Raw genomic sequence first — 22,234 nt, 5'->3', positions numbered from 1 at the left:
CCATCCTGCTTTAAGGCTTTGAACAAACTGGGCATGATAAGAGCCGAGTCAACGGGAGGCGTCGATAGTGCTCGGTTTCACGGTTCAGGATTATGTGGCCTTGGGCTTTTTCGGCGTGGCGTGGTTTGCCTATCACGCGGCCGTCGAGCTGACGCCCGCCGGACGCCACAGCCTCAACGCCCTCATGAACCAATACCGCGTGCGCTGGATGGAACAGCTCGTGGTGCGCGAGAACCGCATCGTCGACACCACCATCATGGCCTCGCTGATGAACGGCACGGCCTTCTTCGCCTCCACCTCGCTCATCGCTATCGGCGGCGTGCTGGCGCTGCTGCGCTCTGCCGATGCGGTGCTGCCTGTCTTCAGCACTCTGCCTTTCGGACAGGCGACGACGCCGGTGACCTGGGAGGTGAAGGTGATCGGCCTCGCGATCATCTTCGTCTATGCCTTCTTCAAGTTCGCCTGGTCGTATCGCCTGTTCAACTACATGGCGATCATCGTCGGCGCGGTGCCGGTGCTGAAGGAGGATACGCGGGAGGAGGGGCTGGCGGTGGCCCATCAGGCCGCGCGCATGAACATCGTCGCGGGCAAGCACTTCAATCGCGGCCAGCGTGCGTTCTTCTTCTCGCTCGCCTATCTCGGCTGGTTCATCGGTCCGTATGTTTTCATGGTCGCGACGGCGAGCGTGCTTTATGTGATGTGGCGACGCCAATTCATATCCGACGCCCGCCTTGCGGCGTTAGGCAGGACCCATGTCCCAAAAACCGACGACGGAAGATCTTGAGACCACCATGCTCGCGCTCCTGAACGAGCGCGGTGCGGAGCGGACCATCGGCCCCATGGATGTTGCCCGCGCGCTCGGGGGCGATCACCCCGACGGCTGGGGGCCGCTGATGCAGCCCGTCCGCGCGACTGCTGTGCGCCTCATGAAGGAGGGGCGCGTTGTCATTCTGCGGAAAGGGCGACCCGTCGACCCTGACGATTTCAAGGGCGTTTATCGGCTCGCGCTGCCATCCGAGCCTTAAGTTTCGATGGGCATGATCTTGTCGGAAAACCGGTTCCCACTTTTCCGGATCATGCCCTAAGGCCCCGGCAACAGCGTCGCGATGCGGCCCGACAGATAATAGGCGACCAACCCCGCCCATTCCTTCGTGCCGATATCGAGCCGCCGCAGACCCTCGGAAGCAAAAACGAAGAAGCGCTGATTGGTGAAACTGCCGCTGGTCCGGTAATCGACCGGGGAGGGGATGACGGGAAAGCCCACTTTCTCGAATAGACCAACCGAACGCGGCATGTGCCAGGCGGAGGTCACCAGAAGCCAGCGTTCACCCGCCTTCGGCTTGGCGATGTCGCGAGAGAACACCGCGTTCTCGTAAGTCGTGCGCGAACGATCCTCGATGATGATGCGCGAGGCATCGACGCCGACGCTCGTCAGGAAGGCCGCAATAATGGGCGCTTCAGCGACGCCTTCGCCGAAAACCGTTCCGCCGCCGGAAATGAGAATGCGCGCCTGCGGATAAAGGTGCGCGAGCCTGATCGTCTCGATGATACGCTCGCCGGATTCGTTGGTGACGAGCGTCCCCCGCGCCACCGACTCCGCCGCTTCAACGGAGCCGCCGAGCAGAACGATGCCATTGACCGGCTTGTCGTCGTCATGGAACGGCGGAAAGCGGTTTTCGAGCGGAATGATGATGTAGCTGGAGATCGGCAACAGGCCGCACGCGGCGGTCAGCAGCGCGAAAGCCAGCGCAAGGCCAATGCCGAGACGTCGCGTGCGAGGAAAGAGTGCAACCACCAGCCCCAACAGAATGAGGCTGATGAGCAGGTTCGAGGGCGTGGCAAAGAACCATGCGACTTTCGAGACGTAGTAAAACACGCGCCGTCTTTCCGTGTCGGGTTACTGGCCTGACTCGGCTTCGTAGCGTGCCTTGGTTTCCGCGTTGGGCGGATAGAGGCCGGGGAGGGGGACGCCCTTTTCGACCTCGCGCATGATCCAGAGTTCCAGCCGCTCCTGTTCCACGGCGGCCTTGGCGACCTCTTCCACCATCGCGACGGGAATTACCACCACGCCGTCGCCATCGGCCACGATCACGTCATCCGGATAGACCGCGATGCCGCCGCAGCCGATAGGCTCCTGCCAGCCGACGAAGGTGAGGCTCGTGACAGAGGGCGGGGCGGCTACGCCTGAACACCACACGGGCAAACCCGTTCCGTCGACGCCGTCGCCGTCACGCACCACGCCGTCCGTCACCAGCGCCGCGACGCCGCGCATTTTCATGCGCGCGGTCAAAATCTCGCCGAAGATGCCCGCATCCGTTACGCCCATGGCATCAACCACCGCGATGCAGCCTTCCGGCATGGCCTCGATGGCCGCGCGGGTCGAGCGAGGAGAGGACCAGGATTCAGGCGTCGCCAGATCCTCCCGCGCCGGCACGAAACGCAGAGTGAAAGCCTTGCCAACCAGCTTCTCACGCGCATTGAAAGCCGGCATCGGTCCCTTCATCCAGCACCGTCGAATGCCCTTTTTCAAAAGCACGGTCGTGATGGTGGCAGTGGACGCCGCGTGAAGCGCGTCGAAGATGGCTTTGTTGAGGGTCATGGCGGCTACCGGATTGCGAAGACCGAGAGGAAGGTCCCTCGATTATGGAGGTTTCCGCTATCCTGACCAGCGCAAATCTGACTAGGCCGTCTTCTCGTACAGCTCGCGTCCGATCAGCATGCGCCGGATCTCGCTGGTGCCTGCGCCAATCTCATAGAGCTTGGCGTCGCGAAGCAAGCGGCCCGTCGGGTAGTCGTTGATGTAGCCGTTGCCGCCGAGCAATTGGATCGCGTCGAGAGCGCACTGGGTCGCCTTTTCGGCGGCGTAGAGGATTGCGCCTGCCGCGTCCTCGCGGGTGGTTTCGCCGCGGTCGCAGGCCTTGGCGACGGCATAGACGTAAGCCTTGGCGGCGTTCATCGTCACGTACATGTCGGCGACCTTGCCCTGCACGAGCTGGAATGTGCCGATGGGCTGGCCGAACTGCCGGCGCTCGTGGATGTAGGGAAACACGATGTCCATGCAGGCCTGCATGATGCCGATGGGACCGGCGGCGAGGATGGCGCGCTCATAATCGAGGCCCGACATGAGCACGTTCACGCCCTTGCCGACCTCGCCCAGCACGTTCTCCTCCGGCACCTCGCAATCCTCGAACACGAGTTCGCAGGTGTCGGAGCCGCGCATGCCGATCTTGTCGAGCTTCTGGTGGGTCGAGAAGCCCTTGAAGCTCTTTTCGACGATGAAGGCCGTCATGCCGCGTGCGCCCGCATCCATGTCGGTCTTGGCATAGACCACCAGCACATCGGCCTGTGGACCGTTGGTGATCCACATCTTGTTGCCGTTGAGCAGATAGCGGTCGCCGCGCCTGTCGGCGCGGGTGCGCATGGACACCACGTCCGAGCCGGAGCCGGGCTCCGACATGGCGAGCGCGCCGAGATGCTCGCCCGAAACGAGTTTCGGCAGATAGTGGCGCTTCTGCTCCTCGCTGCCGTTGCGGCGGATCTGGTTGATGCAGAGGTTGGAATGCGCGCCGTAGGACAGGCCGACCGAGGCGGACGCACGGGAGATTTCCTCCATGGCGATCACGTGCTCGAGATAGCCGAGCCCAGCGCCACCATATTCCTCTTCCACCGTGATGCCGTGCAGTCCCAGCGCGCCCATTTCGGGCCAAAGGTCCCGCGGGAAGGTATTGGTGCTGTCGATCTCTGCCGCGCGCGGGGCGATCTTGTCCTGCGCGAAGCTGTAGACCGTCTCGCGGATGGCGTCGGCGGTCTCGCCGAGGTCGAAATTGAAGACTTTGGCGGTGTTCCGGATCATGCGTTCCTCCAACCTCCGTTCTCGATCAGCCGGAATCGCGACGGGGCGTTATGTTCTGTCAGCGCATTTTGGTCAGCATTGCTGCCCTTTTCAAGCCGGGTCATCAGGAAAAATAGGGCGCGGGAGCCGGTGCGCGCATGAAAAACCCGCCGGTGGAGGCATCGCCGGCGGGCTTCGAAAGGATATGAGCGGTTCGTACGGTGAGGAGCGCGGTCCTTACTCGTCCACGCTTGCCGTCTGGACCCCATTGCTGACCGGGCGGCAGACGCCGGTTGGCTGGAGGCGCTTGTGGTCGCGGGGATCGCAGGCGCTGGCCACGAACATGCGCCACTGGTTCTCGGTGCCGTAGAAGGTGTTTCGGTCGATGTCGCCCGCCACGCCCGGCACGCGGCCGGTGGTGGTGAACTGCCAGAAAGTCCAGCGGCGGTCGGCGTAGCGCTCCTGCGGCTCGGCGGCGACACTGCGGATCCAGTAGGGATAGTCGTTGAACTCGCCTTCCAGGATTTCCTTATGGAAGGTGATGTCGGTGTAGATGATCGGCCGTTTGCCCGTATGCGCTTCCATCTCGCGCAGGAGCACGTTGATCATCGACAGCGCCTGTTCGCGCGGAACCTTTTTGGGGCAGTTCACGGACTCGCCGTTCCACTCCACGTCAAGAACGGGGGGAAGGGCCTCCGGGTCCTGCGGCACGTTCTTCTTAAACCACATCGCCTGCTCGTGGGCCGGGCGGCACCAATAGACGAAATGGTAGGCACCGCGCGGAACGCCCGCGCTCTTCGCGGCCCACCAGTTTTCCAGGAAGCGGCTGTCCACATGGTCGCCGCCTTCAGTGGCCTTGATGAAGGCGAATTTCGTGCCCGCCTGACGGAGCGAGGCCCAATCGACCTTGCCCTGCCACTTGGAAATATCGACGCCGTGAATCGGCAGCCGGTGCGCCGAGGCGACGCCCGTATGGGGCTTCGCATCGCTCTTGGCTGGATAGCGGCTGTTGGGCGCGATCGCGCAGGACGCAAGCCCGAGGGAGAGCGCTGTCAGCGCGCCGAAGCGGGCGGCGCGAAGAAACGTCTGCAAACCGGACTTCTTCGAACGTCTGGAGGAGCGGCGACGAGGCTTCATGGCTCAACTTCGATACGCGTGAACTTCAAGTCACTACGGATGCCCCAACTCCGTTAACGGAAGATTACGAAGGGCAAGCGTAACAGGAGTTAGTCGCGTTCCGATCAAAGGCAAGTGAAACTTTCCTACCGCTCCCCGCCGTCATTCCGGGGTCGCGAAGCGAAGCCCGGAACCCATAACCACAAATGTCACCGGGTGGCTGGACCGAGAGCCGCTGCTGCACAGCCGTTGCGCTTTATTACGGTCGCCAGTGTTTATGGGTTCCGGGGCCCGACCCGTCGAGCCGTCCCGGAATGACGGCGGGAAGGGGTACCCTCAAAGATGAAACCAAACCGTCGCTATTCCGAGAAACGAGAAAAATCCGACGATGTCGGTGATGCTCGTCACGAACGGACCCGATGACACGGCGGGATCGACGCCGAGGCGGTTGAGCGCGAGCGGCACGAAAATGCCGCCGAGCGCCGCGAACATCAGCACGCTGATGAGAGCAAGGCCAATGACGAAGCCGAGCTCTCCCGACTGAAACCAGAGGCCCGCCACGCATCCCATGATGACGGCGAAGGACAGCCCGTTGAGTAGCCCCACCGCCGCCTCGCGGCGGATGATGCGCCAGGCGTTGGCGCGGCCGAGTTCGCGGGTCGCGAGCGCGCGCACCGCGACCGTCATGGTCTGCGTGCCCGCATTGCCGCCCATGGAGGCGACGATGGGCATGAGGATCGCGAGCGCCACCATGCGCTCGAGCGATTCCTCAAACAGGTTGATGACGTTCGCCGCCACCAACGCGGTGCACATATTGGCGAAGAGCCACGGGAAGCGGCTGCGCTGCGTGTAGAGGATGGTATCGGACAATTCTTCGTCCGATTTCACGCCGCCGAGCGCCTTGATGTCGGCGTCGGCTTCTTCTTCGAGCACGTCGAGGATGTCGTCGACCATCATGACACCGACGAGCCGGTTGGCCTCGTCCACCACCGCCGCCGAGACGAGGTTGTAGCGCTCGAACAGGCGCGCGACTTCCCCCTGATCCTCGGTCGCCCGCACCTGATCCGGCTCGTCGTTCATGATCTCCTGGATCGTGATCGGGCGCTGGCTGCGCAACAGCCGGTCGAGCGACACCGCGCCGAGCAGGTGGGCTGACGGGTCGATCACGAAAATTTCGTAGAAAGTATCGGGCAGGTCCGAGCCTTCGCGCATAAAGTCGATGGTCTGGCCGACGGTCCAGAAGGGAGGGACGGCGATGAACTCCGTCTGCATGCGCCGACCGGCGCTGTCTTCCGGGTAGTCGAGCGAGCGCTGGAGCGCGACGCGCTCCATGGGCGGCAGTTTGTCTAGAACCTCCGCCTTTTCCTCTTCGTCGAGACTTTCGAGAATCGTGACCGCGTCGTCCGACTCGAGGTCGCGCACGCCCTCGGCGACGGTTTCGGTTTCGAGCTCTTCGAGAATCTCCTCGCGGACCGTCTCGTCCACCTCGGTGAGAGCGGTGAAGTCGAAGGCGGAACCCAGAAGTTCGATAAGGCGAGGGCGCTGGTCCGGCTCCAGCGCTTCGAGCAGGTCACCCAGATCGGATTCGTGAAAATCCTCGACGAGCTTTTGCAGGCGCTCCGAATCCGAGGCCTCGATGGCATCGGCGACGGCGGCGATGAAATCCTGATTCAGCTCGCCTTCCTCGTCGCGGAAGACCGGATGTTCGGCCGCGGCCCCTTCGGGGGTCGGGTGCGGCGTCCTTTCTTCGACGTCCTGCATGAGCCTCTCCTCGGACAAGGTGATCCGCATGTGTCCGAAAAGGACAGTGCGGAGAATCGGTTGGTGGCTTTCTTTCAGAGCCTGATTCCGATGCTTGAGAAAGTGATTCAAGAGAGAGCCGACGGCATCGTCCCGAGAAAAACAAAAAAGGCCCCGAAAACGGGGCCTCTTTGAGTGCCGCCCGAAGGCGCTGAAAGTTTTGGTGCGGTCGAGAGGACTCGAACCTCCACGGGTCTCCCCGCTACCACCTCAAGGTAGTGCGTCTACCAATTCCGCCACGACCGCGAAAACTTTCAGATCGGAGTGTTTCCCCCGATGAGGCGCCCGCTGTAGCAGATCGATTTCGCCGCCACAAGCCCGATTGTGAGCGAGCGCGAAAAATGTCGTCGAAATTCGTGCGGGCCGGAATCGTTATGATTGACAAGGGTTTATGTTATATCTGTCAAGCTTGCCAAGACTTGAGATGGTTTGTATCGGGCGGGAAACGTCCCTATTTTTCAGCGAAATCGAGGCCGTTTCTGTAAGGCCGCAATCGAGCGAGAACGATCTTGGCGCAAGTCCGCGACACGCTGGCGACAATCTTTACCACCGAGGCCGGTGAGGAGCCCGTCGAATGGGCCATCACCGACGGCCTGACGGATTATGATAGGGCCGTCGCCTTCATGGAAGAACGGGCGAGCGAGATTGCGGAGGGCAGGGCGCGGGAGCTGGTGTGGCTGGTCGAGCATCCGCCACTCTACACTGCCGGCACCTCGGCGCAGGAAACGGATCTCGTCGAGCCGGATCGCTTCCCCGTTCACCGGACTGGGCGGGGCGGCCAATATACCTATCACGGCCCCGGCCAGCGGGTGGCCTATGTGATGCTGGACCTGAAACGCCGCGAGCCGGACCTGCGCCGCTATGTGGCGGCGCTCGAGGCCTGGCTGATCGCGACCCTTGACGCCTACAACGTCCGTGGCGAACGGCGGGAGGACCGGGTCGGCGTCTGGGTGCGGCGGCCGGAGAAGGGCGAGACGGCGGAGGACAAGATTGCCGCCATCGGCATCCGCGTTCGCCGCTGGGTGACCTTTCATGGCATCGCGCTCAACGTCGAGCCGGACCTGTCGCACTTTACCGGCATCGTGCCCTGCGGCGTGACCGAGCACGGCGTGACGAGCCTCGTCGATCTCGGGCGGCTGGTCACCATGCCAGAAGTGGATTCGGTCATGCGCCGGACTTTTGAGGAAATTTTCGGGCCGACCGTCCCCGTCAAGTCGCCACGTCTCCCGAAACGGGGATAGTTGCGTCTCCCCGCAGCCTCATCCTGAGGAGGGCCGCAAGGCCCGTCTCGAAGGACGAGGCGTCTCCAGCGCACACTGGAGCCTCCTTCGAGACGCAGCCTTCGGCTGCTCCTCAGGATGAGGATGGAGGGTTTCTTGAATTTCCCAACGATTTCCCGAAACGGTGAACGCCGCCATCGGTCAAGCCTCCTCGTCAAAAGCGGTCCGCGCCCTAAGCTTGTCTGAAGGCTTGACCATCGGCGGAGCGCGACATGCCACGTCCCATCCTTGCCTGTTTCATCGCGCTTGCGGCATCGGCCTGCGCCCTCGACTCCCACCACCTCACGCCGGAGGAATTGGTGCACATCGTCGATTCCCCAGCCGATGTGAGGGTGTGCCTGCGCCTTGCCACCCTGACCCCGCCGGCGGCGACCGTGTCCGGGTTCCGGTACATCAAGGATGCCATGGTGCAGCAAACCCTCGCGCTCGAGGGAACGCATCTCTACCTGAGACGGATTACGCCCGATTGGCTCTGGGTCGAAGGCATCGTCTATGATTGCCGGCCCGGCGCCCGCCGCCTCCGCGAGGAAGTCGTCATCCGCGCCAACGGCTAGTTTCCTTCATGATACCTTTTGCGGCCGGGACAAGAGGCGGCGGCCTCTTGCATCCCGCGCGCTCGCGGCACACCTTCCCACACCGCTTCGCTCAACTTTCAAGGAGCCCGACGACGTGCCCGCCATCGCAACATCCGCCGATCTCTCGTCGGACGCCGCGCGCGAGAACCGCGCCGCCTGGGCCGATCTCGCCCGCGATCTTCAGGCCAAGCGCGCCGCTGCCGCCGAAGGCGGGCCGGCGAAGGCGCGGGAGCGCCATCTGGCGCGTGGAAAGCTTCTTCCCCGCGAGCGCGTGACGCGCCTGCTCGATCCCGGCGCGCCGTTTCTGGAACTTGGCTCGCTTGCCGCCTATGGGATGTATGACGACGCCATCCACGGGGCCGGCATCATCACCGGCATCGGGCGGGTCTCGGGCCGCGAGGTCATGATCGTCTGCAACGATTCGACCATCAAAGGCGGCACCTATTATCCGATGACGGTGAAGAAGCATCTTCGCGCGCAGGAAGTGGCGCGGGAGAACCGGCTTCCTTGCATCTACCTCGTCGATTCCGGCGGCGCGAACCTGCCGCACCAGACGGAGGTGTTTCCCGACCGCGAGCATTTCGGGCGCATCTTCTACAATCAGGCAACGCTGTCCTCCCTCGGCATTCCGCAGATCGCTTGCGTCATGGGTTCGTGCACGGCGGGCGGGGCCTATGTGCCGGCCATGTCCGACGAGACGATCATCGTGCGCCGCCAGGGCACCATCTTCCTCGGCGGCCCGCCGCTCGTGAAGGCGGCGACGGGGGAGGTGGTCTCGGCCGAGGATCTCGGCGGCGCGGAGGTTCACGCCCGCCAATCCGGCGTGGCCGATCACTACGCTACCGACGATGTGCACGCGCTCGCCATCGCGCGCCGCATCGTCGGCACGCTCAACACGCGCAAAACCGTGGATATCGATCTCGCGGAGCCGGTCGAGCCGAAATACGCCATCGATGATCTCGATGCGATCGTGCCGACCGATCTCAAGAAGCAATACGACATCCGCGAGGTCATCGCCCGATTGGTGGACGGCTCCGAATTCGATGAGTTCAAGCGCCTCTACGGCACGACTCTGGTGACGGGCTTCGCGCGGATCTGGGGCATGCCGGTCGGCATCATCGCGAATAACGGCATCCTGTTCTCGGAGAGCGCGCTCAAAGGGGCGCACTTCATCGAATTGTGCTGCCAGCGGCGCATTCCACTCCTCTTCCTGCAGAACATCTCCGGCTTCATGGTGGGCCGCCAGTACGAGGCGGGCGGCATCGCCAAGGACGGGGCGAAGCTCGTGACGGCGGTCGCTTGCGCCCAGGTCCCCAAGATCACGCTGCTCGTCGGCGGCTCCTTCGGCGCGGGCAACTACGGCATGTGCGGGCGGGCCTATTCCCCGCGCTTCCTCTTTACCTGGCCGAACTCCCGCATCTCAGTCATGGGTGGCGAGCAGGCGGCGAGCGTTTTGGCCACCGTGCGGCGCGACAACATCGAGGCCGAAGGCGGACGTTGGAGCGCCGAGGAGGAAGAAGCCTTCAAAGCGCCGATCCGCACCAGGTATGAGGAGGAGGGGAGCCCCTACCACGCCACCGCCCGCCTGTGGGATGACGGCATCATCCTGCCTTCCGAAACCCGCCGGGTCCTGGCGCTCGCCTTCTCGGCGGCCCTCAACGCCCCCGTGCCGGAAACGAAGTTCGGCGTATTCAGGATGTAGGGCGGGGCCGCCCGCTCAAGCTGGGTCATCCGTTACCATGATAGCCGCCTGCGACCGGCGGGGACTCAAAAATGTTGCTTGGCCGCAACACCGGCAAACCTTCCTCATTCCGCCGTTCTTGGCCCAAGCTCCGCCGCGAAGCCGCCATAAACCAAGCGCACCTCATGGGCGTCGTTAAAGTGCTTCTAACCCAACGCTTTATTACAGAACTGCCTCGGACAAGATCGGTTTAGCATAAGTCAACCTTGTCGGATGGGGGTCGTTGCGTCGGCGGCGGTGCACATGGCAGATCAAAAAGGTTCCGAAACCAATCGGACCCACGCGTGAGACGAGGAACGGGAAGAGCAAAGTCCATGGATGCGCGCCAGTTCGACAAGTCGAAGCTGCCGAGCCGTCACGTTACGGAAGGGCCGGCTCGTGCGCCGCACCGCTCGTATCTCTACGCCATGGGCCTCACCAAGGAGCAGATCCACCAGCCGCTAGTGGGCGTCGCGACCTGCTGGAACGAGGCTGCTCCCTGCAACATTTCGCTGATGCGCCAAGCGCAGGCCGTGAAGAAGGGCGTCGCCGCCGCCAATGGCACGCCGCGCGAGTTCTGCACCATCACCGTCACCGACGGCATCGCCATGGGCCACCAGGGCATGAAGGCGTCGCTCCCGTCCCGTGAGGTCATCGCGGACTCGGTCGAGCTGACCATGCGCGGCCACTCCTATGACGCGCTCGTCGGCATGGCGGGCTGCGACAAGTCTCTGCCCGGCATGATGATGGCGATGGTCCGCCTCAACGTGCCGTCCATCTTCATCTATGGCGGCTCGATCCTTCCGGGCTCCTTCCGCGGCCGTCCGGTTACGGTGCAGGACCTCTTCGAGGCGGTCGGCAAGCACTCGGTCGGCGAGATGTCGGATGACGATCTCAATGAGCTCGAGCAGGTGGCCTGTCCCTCGGCGGGCGCTTGCGGCGCGCAGTTCACCGCCAACACCATGGCGACCGTGTCGGAAGCCATCGGTCTTGCGCTGCCGTATTCGGCGGGCGCTCCGGCGCCTTATGAAATCCGCGACCGGTTCTGCGCCACGGCGGGCGAGATGGTCATGGAACTTATCGCCAAGAACATCCGCCCGCGCGATATCGTGACCCGCAAGGCGCTCGAAAACGCGGCGACGGTGGTTGCGGCCTCCGGCGGCTCGACCAACGCGGCGCTGCACTTGCCCGCCATCGCGCATGAGTGCGGCATCAAGTTCGACCTGTTCGACGTGGCCGAAATCTTCAAGCGCACGCCCTATATCGCCGACCTGAAGCCGGGTGGGCGCTACGTGGCGAAGGACATGTTCGAGGTCGGCGGCATTCCGCTTCTCATGAAGACGCTGCTCGACAACGGCTATCTGCACGGCGACGTGATGACTGTGACCGGCCGCACCATGGCGGAAAACCTCGCCTCGGTGAAATGGAACGACAACCAGGACGTGGTCTATCCTGCGAATAAGCCCATCACCCCCACCGGCGGCGTGGTTGGCCTGAAAGGCAACCTCGCTCCCGAAGGCGCGATCGTGAAGGTCGCCGGCATGCCTGTGTCGAAGCAGGTCTTCCGTGGCTCGGCCCGCTGCTTCGACGGCGAGGAAGCCTGCTTCGAGGCCGTCACCAAGCGCCAGTACAAGGAAGGCGAGGTTCTGGTCATCCGCTACGAGGGGCCGCGCGGCGGACCCGGCATGCGCGAAATGCTCGCCACCACGGCCGCTCTCTACGGTCAGGGCATGGGCGACAAGGTGGCTCTCATCACCGATGGCCGCTTCTCCGGCGCGACCCGCGGCTTCTGCATCGGCCACGTGGGGCCTGAGGCGGCGGTCGGCGGTCCGATCGGTCTGTTGAAGGACGGCGATGTCATCGTGCTCGACGCGATCAAGGGCACCATCGACGTGGACCTGTCCGACGAGGAGCTGGCGCGTCGCCGGTCCGAGTGGAAGCCGCGTGAGACCCATGCGACCTCGGGCTATCTCTGGAAATATGCGCAAACCGTCGGTCCGGCGCGCGATGGGGCTGTGACCCATCCGGGCGGGGCGGCAGAAAAAGAAACCTATGCGGACGTCTAGTCTCATTGCAGTCACGCTGAGCGTGGCGTTTCTCGGCACGGGCGCGGCTCACGCGCTCGATGCCGCGCCGCGCCCGCAGCCGCTTGCGCCGTCTCTCGCTCCGGCCACCAAGTATGGCTCCGCGCGCGAGGCGCTGCGCAACGGCATGCGTGACTACAATGCAGGCGACAAGCGCGGGGCCGCGCAGGCTCTCGAATATGCGGCGGGGCAGGGGCACACGCTCGCCTTGTGGAAGCTCGGGCGCATGTATGCCGATGGCGATGGCGTCCAGCACGACGACCTGAAGGCCTTCGAATACTTCTCCAAGCTCGCCGACCAGAACGCGGATGAGAGCCCGGACTCGCCGAATGCGTCGGTTGTCTCCAGCGCTTTCGTGGCGCTCGGAACTTACTTCCTCGACGGGATCAAGGACACCTACGTAGCCGCCAATCCCGCCCGCGCGGTCGAGATGTTCAACTACGCGGCGTCCTATTTCAGCGATCCGAACGCGCAGTACAATCTCGCGCGCCTCTATATGGAGGGAACCGGCGTCGGGAAGGATGCGCGCCTCGCGGCCCGCTGGTTCAACCTCGCGGCGGAGAAGGGGCACCACGCCTCGCAGGCGCTGCTCGGCCACCTTCTGATGAACGGCCAGGGCGTTCCGCGCCAGAAGGCCAAGGGTCTGATGTGGCTGACGCTCGCCCGCGAAGCCAGCACCGACGCCACCAAGGATCAATGGATCGTCGCGCTCTACGACGAAGCCTTCGCAGCGGCAGGAGAAACCGACCGCAAGCTCGCGCTGGCGCTGCTCGAGCAATACATCCAGGCACGGCGCTAGGCCTGATTTCGGAGGGCTTTAATCCCCGCCGCCATCGCTGCCGCCGCCCCCATCTCCGCCACCGTCGCTATTTCCGGCCCCGCCGAAGTCGTCGCCGGCGCTGCTACCGCGTCCCGGCCTGTCCGATTTAAAGCTGCCGTAAATCATCATCGCGAGAATGCCGCCGATGACCAGCATGGGGAGGATGTTCTTCATGACGTCTCACTCGATATCGAGCTCGATCACCACCGGCACGTGATCGGAGGGCTTGTCCCAGCCGCGCACATCGCGGCGGATGGCGGAAGTCTTGAGCTTGTCCTGCGCCTGCGGTGACAGGAGCAGGTGGTCGATGCGGATGCCGTTGTTCCGCTGGAAGGCGCCCATCTGATAATCCCAGAAGGAATAGAGCCCAGGTGCGTCGCTGCACGCGCGTACGGCGTCGACGAAGCCGAGATTGATGAGTTCGCGGAACTTCGCCCGGCTTTCCGGCTGGAACAGCGCGTCGTTGACCCAGGCTGACGGGTCGGCGGCGTCCTTCGGTTCGGGAATGACGTTGTAGTCGCCGGACAACACGATGGGCTCTTCCTGCTTCAGCAAATGCTGCGCATGGGCGTGCAGGCGGTCCATCCAGGCGAGCTTGTAGTCGAATTTCGGCGTGCCGATGGGGTTGCCATTCGGCAGGTAGATGGAGGCGACGCGCACGATCCCCGACGACGTCGAAATGACGCCTTCGAGATAGCGCGCTTGATCATCGCCGTCGTCCCCGGGTAGCCCGCGCCGGATATCCTCCAGCGGGCGCTTCGAGAGGATCGCGACGCCGTTATAGGTCTTCTGCCCGTGGGTATGGACGTTGTAGCCGAGCGCCTCGATCTCGCTACGAGGAAAGGCTTCGTCCACGCATTTCAGTTCCTGCAGGCATAGGACATCGGGCTCGGCCTCCTTCACGAAGGCGGCGAGATGGTCCAATCTCTGCTTGATCGAGTTCACATTCCAGGTGGCGATCCGCATCACGGCACTCTTAAGAAGAAGATCCATCTGTTTCATCGGATTTTCGTCGAGGGCTGGCAAGATGAAAGGCGACGCCATCCCCACGGGAGCCCTCCGTGCCCTCATCCTGGTGGACACCCATCGATGCCTATTGCGAGCGGACCGAGCCCAGCTTCTGGGCCGAGCCGCTGAACGCCGTCTCCAACGCCGCCTTTCTCATGGCGGCGGCTTATGCCTTCATTCTGTGGCGGCGCAAGGGCGGGCGGGACTGGCCGGCCCTGTGGCTCGTCGCAGTCACAACGGTCGTGGGCATCGGAAGCTTTCTCTTCCACACCTTCGCCAACTGCTGGTCGCTTCTCGCTGACGTGCTGCCCATCGCGGTGTTCATCTACAGCTACTTCCTGCTGGCCATGCGGCGCTATCTCGGGCTCGCTTTGCTGCCGGCGGTGGGGGTGACCGGGTTCTTCATCCTGTTCAACATGGGGACCGAGCAGGTGTGGTCCTCGCTCCTGCCGGGTTTCACGCTCAACGGTTCGGTCGGCTATATCCCGGCCGTGCTTGCGCTGCTCGCTGTCGGTGCTGCCTGCCTCGTCATCAAGCGTTCCGGCGCGGGGAGGGCGCTCCTTCTGGCCGCCGGTATCCTGACCGTCTCGCTCGTCCTCCGCTCCATCGACGCCATGGTCTGTCCGGCATGGCCGTGGGGCACTCACGTGTTCTGGCATTTGCTGAATGGGCTCGTGCTGTTCCTGCTGATGCGGACCGCGATCCTCCACGCGCCTCCTCCGGCGTCGGTACCGCGCTAGAGCAGGTCTTGCGGCGATAGGCCGGTGCGAGGGCCGTCCTATCTAGGCCCCAAGGGCCTGGCCGGGAGGCTTGCATGCTCAAGTTTGTGGCGGAGGCGTTCGGGACGGCGGTTCTCGTCCTCGTCGGTTGCGCGGCCATCACCATCGGCGGCTATGCGCCCACCTTTCCGCTGGGCATTCTATCTGTCGGCATCGCGTTCGGGTTCAGCATCATGGCCATGGTCTACGCCATCGGGCCGATTTCCGGCTGCCACATCAATCCGGCGGTCACGGTGGGAGCGACGGTGGCGGGGCGGATGTCGTGGATCGAGGCGGGCGGCTACATCGTCGCACAGGCCATCGGCGGATTGATCGGGGCCCTCGTTTTGTATGGCATTCTGTCGGGAAGGCTCACCGGCTACGATCTGGCGAAGCAGGGCCTCGGCCAGAACGGGTGGGGCGCGGAATTTCTAGGCGGATATGGAACGGGCGGGGCCTTTCTCGTGGAAGTCATCGCGACTTTCATCTTCGTGCTCGTCATCCTGCGCGCGACGGCTCATGCCGAGCTTGTCGCCGTTGCTGGCCTGGCGATCGGCTTCACGCTCGTCATTCTCCACCTCGCTTTCCTCAATGTGACGGGCCTGTCCGTCAACCCAGCCCGGTCGCTGGGCCCGGCGCTCATCGTGCGTGGACAGGCGCTGGCGCAGCTCTGGCTGTTTATCCTCGCGCCTGCTATCGGCGGTGCCTTGGCAGGCCTCGCCGACCGCGCGCTCTCGGGGCCTGAAAATGGTTGACGCGCATCGAAGGAATTGAGCGACATGGGAGCGGTCGAGATCCACGGCTACGCCATCATCTCGGATGACGACCGCATCGCCGATGCCGCCGGGCGGATGCCCGATATCCTGCGCAACGACGCGGACTGGGCCTATTTCCAGCAGGAACTCGACGCTGCCGATTTGACCGTGCTGGGGCGCGCAGGCCACCAGGCCAATCCCAACTCGAAAGGGCGCCTGCGCCTCGTCCTGTCCTCGTCTTCGACGGGTCTCGAGCGGCGGCCCGACGGCTGGTGGTGGAATCCGGACCTCGTGCCGTGGACGGATGCGATCCGCGCCGTTCTTCCCGATGGCGGTCGCGTGGCGGTGCCGGGCGGGCGGCGGGTTTTCGATCTCTTCCTTGAGATCGGTTACGACGCCTTTCACCTGTCGCGAGCGGAAGGAACGCACGTCCCTGGCGGCGTTCCCTTGTTCTCGCAATGCGACGAAGGCTTGAGTGCGGAACAGGTTCTGTCCGCGCGCAGCCTGAAAGCGGGCGAGCGCCGGGTGCTCGATATAAGGGTTCCGGTCACGCTGACAATCTGGCGCTGAGAAACCCTCCCGCGGTCTTCGAGTTGACTCCCGATAGATCGCCGGGAGCCGCCGATGCGCTATCGCACATTCTCCGTCGCCATCCTCTGCGGCTGCCTTGTCGCCGGTACGGCCTGGGCCGAAACGGACGAGGTCCCTCCTTTTCGGGAAACCCCCATGGCGAACCCGGTGAAACCGGCTGTTCCCAGCGCCAGCAACAAAAAGGCATCCGCCAAGAAGCCCTCTGCGACGGGAAGTGTCGAGCAGCCGGCCAAGCCGGCCACTTCTGACGTCCCCTCCCGCCAGAAGGCGCTGGATCGTACCAGCCGCGAGCTTGATCTGTGGATCAAGCGGGGCATCTGCACCGGTTGCTAGACGGCCCTCTGTATCTCCTGAAGCGTCGGATAATCCGTGTAGCCGTGATCGTCGCCGCCGTAGAACGTGGGGCGGTCGGGCTCGCTCAGCTTTGCGTTGAGCTGGAAGCGCTCGACGAGGTCGGGATTGGAGATATACAGACGACCGAACGCCACCAAATCCGCCCTGCCGCTCGCAATCGCTTCCGCTGCCATCGCGCGATCATAATTGTTGTTGGCGATGTAAGCGCCGCGGAAGGACCGACGCAGGTCCCCATAATCGACATTGACCGCGTTGCGGTCGCCCTGCGTTACGCCCTCGATCATGTGGATGTAGCCGATTCCCAGATGGTCGAGCTTTTTGACCACATGGCTGAACACGGCTTGCGGATCGGAATCGGCAGCGTCATTCACCGGGGCGGGGGAGAGGCGAATGCCGACGCGGCTCTTGTCCCACACCTTCAGCACCGCGTCGACAGTTTCCACCGTCAGACGAACGCGGTTCTCGATGGATCCGCCATAGGCGTCGGTTCTCTTGTTGGAGCCGTCCTTCATGAACTGATCGAGCAGATAGCCGTTCGCGCCGTGAATTTCGACGCCGTCGAATCCCGCTTCCTTGGCGTTGCGCGCGGCCTGCTCGTAGTCGCGTAAGATGCCGGGGATTTCGGAGAGTTCGAGAGCGCGGGGAGCAGACACGTCCACGAACCCGGTTTCGAGAAAAGTTTTCGTTTTCGCCAGAATGGCCGAGGGAGCGACGGGCGCGCCGCCATTCGGCTGCAACGCCACGTGAGACACCCGCCCCACATGCCAGAGCTGAATGAAGATGCGGCCGCCCGCCTTGTGAACCGCATCCGTCACCTTTCGCCAACCGGCGACCTGCTCCTTCGTGTAGATGCCGGGCGTGTTGATATAGCCCTGACCCTGCTGCGAGATCTGCGTCGCTTCCGAGATCAGAAGGCCCGCGCTCGCGCGCTGCGCATAGTACGTCGCGGACGATTCACGGGGCACAAGACCCGGCGGGATGGCCCTGTTGCGCGTGAGCGGGGCCATCACGATCCGGTTCGGAAGAGTGAGCTCGCCGAAGGTAAATGGCTGGAAGAGGACGCTTGCATCTGCGGTCATGGCTCAATGCCTCGGGTACACGAGGTAATGCCCCCCGTTCGGTGCAACGAAGGGCAGCCATGAGCGTTCCGGCTTTACTGTCCGGCGCTGGCCTCGTCGAGCTTCGCGATATCCGCAGGATCGAGACGAAGCGTCGTGGACGCGACAAGATCCTTCAACTGCTCCAGGCTCGTGGCGCTGGCGATGGGCGCGGTGACACGGCTCATGAGCCAGGCAAGCGCGACCTGGGCCGGGTTTGTGCCGGTCCGGCCCGCCACCTCATCGAGTGCCGCCAGAATGCGTCGGCCCCGATCATTGAGATAGTTGGCCATGCGCCCGCCGCGCGCGCTCTTTCCGAAATCCGCCTCTGAGCGATATTTGCCGGTCAGGAAGCCGCTGGCGAGGCCGTAATAGGGAATGACGCCGACCTCGTTGGCCTGGCACAGGGGGGCGAGTTCGCTCTCGAACTCGGCGCGGTCGTAGAGGTTGTATTTGTTCTGCAGGCTCTCATAGCGCGGGAGGCCGAGTTCGGTGCTGATCTCGAGAGATTCCTTCAGCCGCGCCGCCGTGAAGTTCGATGCGCCGATGGCGCGCACCTTGCCGTCCCGGATCAGTTCCTCATACGCGCCCAGCGTTTCCTGCTGCGGCGTTTCAAGGTCGTCGCGGTGCGATTGGTAAAGATCGATATAATCCGTGTGCAGGCGTTGCAGCGAGGCTTCGACGGCCGAGCGGATATAGGCTTTCGACAGGCCCTTTTTGTCGGGGCCCATTTCCGAGCCGACCTTGGTGGCGATGATGACCTTGTCACGGTTGCCGCGCTGTTTCAGCCATTTGCCGATGATGGTTTCCGACTCGCCGCCCTTATTGCCCGGCACCCAGGTGGAATAGACATCCGCTGTGTCGATGAAGTTCAGCCCGGCATCGACGTAGGCGTCGAGAATCTTGAAGGAGGTCGCCTCATCCGCCGTCCAGCCAAAGACGTTGCAGCCGAGGCAAAGGGGCGAAACCATGAGTTCCGAGCGGCCGAGCCGACGCTTTTCCATTGTGATCTCCCGATCTGATGCCGATCTGTAGCAGGAGCCGCCATTCTCGATGAGAGATGAAGGGCGGCGCTGCCTGATGATTCCTCTATCTTCTCCAACTGACTCCGCCTGACAACGCTCCTAACAGCAATCCTCCCGGACCTCACCAACATGCCTCCTGTTTCGATCCTCGACCTGTCTTTCGTGACCTCCGGCTCAACGCCCGCCCAGGCTTTGCGAAACACGCTCGATCTTGCCCGCCATGCGGATCGCCTCGGCTACACGCGCTATTGGGTGGCCGAGCATCACAATCTGCCATCCGTCGCCAGCGGCGCGCCGGAAATCATGATCGGCCAGATCGCCGCTGTGACCGAGCGCATCCGGGTGGGATCGGGCGGCGTCATGCTGCCCAACCACGCGCCGCTGATGGTGGCCGAGCGGTTCAAGCTGCTGGAAGCGCTCTTTCCCGGCAGGATCGACCTGGGCCTTGGCCGCGCGCCGGGCACGGACCCAATCACGTCCTATGCCTTGCGGCGTTTTCAGGAGGAGAGGGGACGCGACGACTTTCAGGAACGCCTGAGCGAGCTGATGATGTTGGAAAACCGGCGGATTCCTGAGGGACATCCGTTCAACAAGATCGAGGTCATGCCCTCCGGCGTGCCGCTGCCGCCCCTCTGGATCTTGGGATCGAGCGACTATGGCGCGCGGGTCGCCGCCGTGCGCGGCACGGGCTTCGCCTTTGCGCATCATTTCGCGAGCTATGATGCGGTCGATGCCATGGTGAGCTATCGCAACGGGTTCACCCCCTCGGAATGGCGGAGCGAGCCGCACGCCATTCTCACCGTCGCGGCGATCTGCGCGGAAACGGATGAGGAGGCGGAGCGCCTCGCGTCGAGCATGGATCTCAACTGGCTGCGGCGCATGCGAGGCGAATACGCGCCGCTGCCGAGCCCGGAAGAGGCGCTGTCCTATCCTTACAGCGCGGCGGAGCGGGAGGTGATCCAACGCAACCGCGCGCGGCTCTTCGTCTGCTCGCCCGAGACGGTGAGGGCGTCGGTGATGCCGCTCGTTACGGCGACCCAGGCCGACGAGGTGATGATCACCTCCGCGATCTACGATCACGCGGCGCGCAAGCGCTCTTATGAACTGCTTTTTGGCGCATTCGCTGGATGACGCGTAAGGGTGTCAGGCTCGCGTATTCTTCAGCCCCGCCCAGGACAAGGCGAGGCCGTGTGCGAGCAGATCGCACGAGATGAGAAGTCCAACGGCCCAGGCGCCGGAGAACGGCCATTGTGCGATCAGTAGCGAGCCGAGAACGAGCGAGATGACGCCCGCGAGCATCAACGCGCCGGTCGAGCGTTTGGACTTGTCGAAGAAATACCAGGACGCCTTCAGCACGCCCGATGCGATCAGTGCGATGCCGAGCACGAGGGTGAGGACAAGCGTAACCCGCTCGGGGTTGAAGATCGCCCACAGCCCAGCCGCCGCGTAGATCAGGCCTAAAACGATACCGGGTATCCGCTGCGACTTGCCCCCTTCGGCTGTGCCGATGCCGAGGGACTCGATGCATTGCATCACGCCTGCGGCGAGGAGGAGCACGCCGTACCAGAGCACGCTGACCACGGTCAGGCCGAGGGTGAAGTAGAGGCCGATCAGGCCGAGAATGAGGGCGACGACGCCCGCGATCAGCAGCCACGGACCTTGCGATCTCCGGTCTTTCGGGAGCGCTGTGACGGTTGCCATGGCAAAGCTCCTTCCCGTTGCGCACCTGCCCTCAATGAACGGCGGCGACGATGATTGTTCCCCAGAGCGCCAGAAGAATGTTGCCGACCGCATAGGATAGGCCGTAGCCGAGCGTCGGCACCTTGCTGTCCGCCTTTTCCTGCACCGCTGCGAGAGCGGGGCCGGAGGTTCCCGCGCCCGCGCAGACGCCGAGCAGGATGCCGGGATGCATCTTCATGACGTAGTAGCCGACGAGCACCGTGACGAGATGCGGCAAGATGACGATGAGGATCGCACCGATAACGATGCCGATGCCTGCCTCGCTCAAGCCGGCGAAGAAGCGCGGCCCGGCGGAGATGCCGACGACGGCGATGAAGGCGGTCAGCCCAAGGGAGTCGAAGAGCCACAGCGCGGCCTCAGGAATGGCGGCGAAGAACCGGTGGGTCGCACGCAACCAGCCGCAGACAAGCCCGCCGATCAGCGCGCCGATACTGACTCCAAGGCCAATTTCCAGCCCGTGCCAGTGCAGCGAGGGCAGGCCGATGAGGCCGCCAAGAAAGATGCTCGCGCCCACCACGACCATGTCGGTCGCGTTTGTCGGGCGGTCCACGTAACCGATGGCCGAGGCGACCTGGTCGATGTGGTTTTTCAGGCCGACAAGGGTGACGATGTCGCCGCGTTGCAGGATCGTTCGGGGCGTGTAGGGCAGTTCGTTCCCACCCCGCGTGATCCTGCGGAGAAAAAGGCCGCGCGCCGCCTCGTCGTGGCCCAGATCCTCGAGGGTCTTGCCGGCGAATTTCCCGCTCGTCAGAACCACATCGACGCTGGTCGCGGGAATGTCCAAAAGCTCCGTATCCTCCACCTCTTCTGCACCGATGAGCCTGTGCGCCTCCATCAGCGTCTGGCGCGGGCCGCCGAGGGCGATGACGTCGCCGTTTTCCAACAGCATCGTGCGAGCGCCTGGCATCATCACGCCTTTGCGACGGACGCGCTCCACGAAGACGCGTCGATCGAAGAGGGATTCGAGATCCGCCGCGGTTTTACCGTGGGCAATGTGCGGCAGGCGAAAGGCGCGCAATTCGAAAGCCCGGTGCGCCGAGACCACGCCGGGCTCCTCCGCCCGTTTCGTGCCCATGGAGGCCTCAAGCTCCCGGCACGCCGCCACGATGTCGACCCGCATGATGCGCGGCGCGACGGAGGAGAGAAACCACGTCACGCAGATGACACCGATGAGGTAAGAGACGGCAAACGCCGTGGCGACATTGGCGAGAAGGATCTGCGACTGCGCATCCGGCAGGCCAAGGCGGCGGATGGCGTCGGAGGCGATGCCGACGGTGGCGGATTCCGTCAGCGCGCCCGCGACCAGTCCACCTGCTGTGCCTGCATCGAAGCCGAAGATCTTGGAGACGGCAATCGCCAGGATGAGGCCGGTGACACAGAGCAGCGTTGTCAGGGCGATCTGCGGCAAACCGGTCTTGGTCAGGCCGGAAAAGAACTGCGGCCCGACCCGGTAGCCGATCGTGAAGAGGAAGAGCAGGAAGAAGACGGTCTGCAGGTCCGATGACACCTTGACGTCGAACTGGCCGATGGCGACGCCCGCAAGCAGCACGCCCGTCACCGAGCCGAGAGTGAAGGTGCCGATACGGATCTTGCCCAGCGCATAGCCGACCGAAAGGGCGAGAAAGATCGCCAGTTCCGGATGCTGCCTGAGAATCTCCGAGGCGGCCTGCAAGCCGGCC

23 protein-coding genes and 1 tRNA gene are annotated in these 22,234 nt (G+C 63.8%); 12 read left to right on the top strand and 12 right to left on the bottom strand.

Annotation, left to right across the window (positions count from 1 at the left end):
- Window positions 1-67: 67 nt before the first annotated feature.
- Both HB375_RS14405 and HB375_RS14400 read left to right on the top strand, forming a co-directional pair.
- The gene (locus HB375_RS14405) at window positions 68-784 is read left to right on the top strand and encodes a DUF599 family protein (RefSeq protein WP_167673675.1); all 717 of its coding nucleotides are present in this window, start codon (window positions 68-70) and stop codon (window positions 782-784) included.
- Window positions 753-1,025, top strand: a complete 273-nt coding sequence (locus HB375_RS14400) for a DUF3253 domain-containing protein (protein ID WP_167673674.1) — start codon at window positions 753-755, stop codon at window positions 1,023-1,025. The genes HB375_RS14405 and HB375_RS14400 overlap by 32 nt, the downstream gene beginning before the upstream one ends.
- A 56-nt stretch (window positions 1,026-1,081) precedes the next feature.
- On the opposite strand, the gene HB375_RS14395 is transcribed toward HB375_RS14400, so the two are convergent.
- From HB375_RS14395 to HB375_RS14370, 6 genes are all read right to left on the bottom strand, one after another.
- Entirely contained in the window at window positions 1,082-1,876 is a 795-nt protein-coding gene (locus HB375_RS14395) for an ElyC/SanA/YdcF family protein (RefSeq protein ID WP_167673673.1), read from the bottom strand.
- A 21-nt stretch (window positions 1,877-1,897) separates the two neighbouring features.
- Window positions 1,898-2,599 (bottom strand): ribonuclease activity regulator RraA, encoded by a 702-nt coding sequence (locus HB375_RS14390; RefSeq protein WP_167673672.1) that lies wholly within the window; start codon window positions 2,597-2,599, stop codon window positions 1,898-1,900.
- Between the two features lie 81 nt (window positions 2,600-2,680).
- Complete coding sequence (locus HB375_RS14385; RefSeq protein WP_167673671.1) at window positions 2,681-3,853, bottom strand: isovaleryl-CoA dehydrogenase; 1,173 nt, start codon at window positions 3,851-3,853, stop codon at window positions 2,681-2,683.
- Window positions 3,854-4,069: 216 nt separating this feature from the next.
- Window positions 4,070-4,969 (bottom strand): glycoside hydrolase family 25 protein, encoded by a 900-nt coding sequence (locus HB375_RS14380; protein WP_167673670.1) that lies wholly within the window; start codon window positions 4,967-4,969, stop codon window positions 4,070-4,072.
- A 315-nt stretch (window positions 4,970-5,284) separates the two neighbouring features.
- Window positions 5,285-6,709 carry a magnesium transporter gene (mgtE, locus tag HB375_RS14375; RefSeq protein ID WP_167673669.1) on the bottom strand — a complete coding sequence of 475 codons (1,425 nt, stop codon included), beginning with the start codon at window positions 6,707-6,709 and terminating at the stop codon, window positions 5,285-5,287.
- 200 nt (window positions 6,710-6,909) lie between these two features.
- Window positions 6,910-6,994, bottom strand: a tRNA-Leu gene (locus HB375_RS14370).
- 263 nt (window positions 6,995-7,257) lie between these two features.
- Between HB375_RS14370 and lipB the strand changes: the two genes are divergently transcribed.
- The 5 genes from lipB to HB375_RS14345 all read left to right on the top strand — a co-directional run bounded on the left by lipB (window position 7,258) and on the right by HB375_RS14345 (window position 13,206).
- Complete coding sequence (gene lipB / locus HB375_RS14365) at window positions 7,258-7,989, top strand: lipoyl(octanoyl) transferase LipB (RefSeq protein ID WP_205800194.1); 732 nt, start codon at window positions 7,258-7,260, stop codon at window positions 7,987-7,989.
- 251 nt (window positions 7,990-8,240) lie between these two features.
- Window positions 8,241-8,582: a hypothetical protein gene (locus tag HB375_RS14360; protein WP_167673668.1), complete on the top strand. Its 342-nt coding sequence runs from the start codon at window positions 8,241-8,243 to the stop codon at window positions 8,580-8,582.
- Window positions 8,583-8,697: 115 nt separating this feature from the next.
- Window positions 8,698-10,305, top strand: coding sequence for a carboxyl transferase domain-containing protein (locus HB375_RS14355; protein WP_167673667.1), 1,608 nt, complete (start codon window positions 8,698-8,700; stop codon window positions 10,303-10,305).
- Window positions 10,306-10,658: 353 nt separating this feature from the next.
- Window positions 10,659-12,389: a dihydroxy-acid dehydratase gene (gene ilvD / locus HB375_RS14350; RefSeq protein ID WP_167673666.1), complete on the top strand. Its 1,731-nt coding sequence runs from the start codon at window positions 10,659-10,661 to the stop codon at window positions 12,387-12,389.
- The gene (locus HB375_RS14345; protein WP_167673665.1) at window positions 12,376-13,206 is read left to right on the top strand and encodes a tetratricopeptide repeat protein; all 831 of its coding nucleotides are present in this window, start codon (window positions 12,376-12,378) and stop codon (window positions 13,204-13,206) included. Before ilvD ends, HB375_RS14345 begins: the two co-directional genes overlap by 14 nt.
- Before the next feature lie 18 nt (window positions 13,207-13,224).
- Here HB375_RS14345 and HB375_RS14340 read toward each other — a convergent pair whose 3' ends face one another.
- Entirely contained in the window at window positions 13,225-13,401 is a 177-nt protein-coding gene (locus tag HB375_RS14340; protein ID WP_167673664.1) for a hypothetical protein, read from the bottom strand.
- 6 nt (window positions 13,402-13,407) lie between these two features.
- Window positions 13,408-14,193: an exodeoxyribonuclease III gene (gene xth, locus HB375_RS14335; RefSeq protein WP_167673758.1), complete on the bottom strand. Its 786-nt coding sequence runs from the start codon at window positions 14,191-14,193 to the stop codon at window positions 13,408-13,410.
- Window positions 14,194-14,288: 95 nt separating this feature from the next.
- Between xth and HB375_RS14330 the strand changes: the two genes are divergently transcribed.
- The 4 genes from HB375_RS14330 to HB375_RS14315 all read left to right on the top strand — a co-directional run bounded on the left by HB375_RS14330 (window position 14,289) and on the right by HB375_RS14315 (window position 16,672).
- Window positions 14,289-14,975 carry a ceramidase domain-containing protein gene (locus tag HB375_RS14330; protein WP_167673663.1) on the top strand — a complete coding sequence of 229 codons (687 nt, stop codon included), beginning with the start codon at window positions 14,289-14,291 and terminating at the stop codon, window positions 14,973-14,975.
- Between the two features lie 74 nt (window positions 14,976-15,049).
- Window positions 15,050-15,748: an aquaporin gene (locus HB375_RS14325; protein ID WP_167673662.1), complete on the top strand. Its 699-nt coding sequence runs from the start codon at window positions 15,050-15,052 to the stop codon at window positions 15,746-15,748.
- A 24-nt stretch (window positions 15,749-15,772) separates the two neighbouring features.
- On the top strand, window positions 15,773-16,318 hold the full coding sequence (locus HB375_RS14320) for a dihydrofolate reductase family protein (RefSeq protein WP_167673661.1): 546 nt from the start codon (window positions 15,773-15,775) through the stop codon (window positions 16,316-16,318).
- Window positions 16,319-16,372: 54 nt separating this feature from the next.
- Window positions 16,373-16,672: a hypothetical protein gene (locus HB375_RS14315; RefSeq protein WP_167673660.1), complete on the top strand. Its 300-nt coding sequence runs from the start codon at window positions 16,373-16,375 to the stop codon at window positions 16,670-16,672.
- Here the strand turns inward: HB375_RS14315 and HB375_RS14310 are convergent.
- Together HB375_RS14310 and HB375_RS14305 are read right to left on the bottom strand one after the other, a co-directional pair.
- On the bottom strand, window positions 16,669-17,772 hold the full coding sequence (locus HB375_RS14310) for an alkene reductase (RefSeq protein WP_167673659.1): 1,104 nt from the start codon (window positions 17,770-17,772) through the stop codon (window positions 16,669-16,671). The two genes, HB375_RS14315 and HB375_RS14310, sit on opposite strands and share 4 nt — an antisense overlap.
- Window positions 17,773-17,846: 74 nt before the next feature.
- Window positions 17,847-18,794 carry an aldo/keto reductase gene (locus HB375_RS14305; protein WP_167673658.1) on the bottom strand — a complete coding sequence of 316 codons (948 nt, stop codon included), beginning with the start codon at window positions 18,792-18,794 and terminating at the stop codon, window positions 17,847-17,849.
- A 150-nt stretch (window positions 18,795-18,944) separates the two neighbouring features.
- Here HB375_RS14305 and HB375_RS14300 point away from each other — a divergent pair, with 150 nt between their 5' ends.
- Window positions 18,945-19,946 (top strand): LLM class flavin-dependent oxidoreductase, encoded by a 1,002-nt coding sequence (locus HB375_RS14300; protein WP_167673657.1) that lies wholly within the window; start codon window positions 18,945-18,947, stop codon window positions 19,944-19,946.
- A 12-nt stretch (window positions 19,947-19,958) separates the two neighbouring features.
- Here HB375_RS14300 and HB375_RS14295 read toward each other — a convergent pair whose 3' ends face one another.
- A complete protein-coding gene (locus HB375_RS14295; protein WP_167673656.1) occupies window positions 19,959-20,516 on the bottom strand; it encodes an HdeD family acid-resistance protein in 558 nt (185 codons plus the stop codon).
- A gap of 31 nt (window positions 20,517-20,547) precedes the next feature.
- Complete coding sequence (aspT, locus tag HB375_RS14290) at window positions 20,548-22,227, bottom strand: aspartate-alanine antiporter (protein ID WP_167673655.1); 1,680 nt, start codon at window positions 22,225-22,227, stop codon at window positions 20,548-20,550.
- Window positions 22,228-22,234: the final 7 nt, after the last annotated feature.

Origin of the sequence: Microvirga terricola, from assembly GCF_011777495.1 — a bacterium.
GTDB classification, from domain to species: domain Bacteria; phylum Pseudomonadota; class Alphaproteobacteria; order Rhizobiales; family Beijerinckiaceae; genus Microvirga; species Microvirga terricola.
Note: the sequence above shows the minus strand (reverse complement) of the source record. Positions and strands in the feature narration are given on the sequence as shown.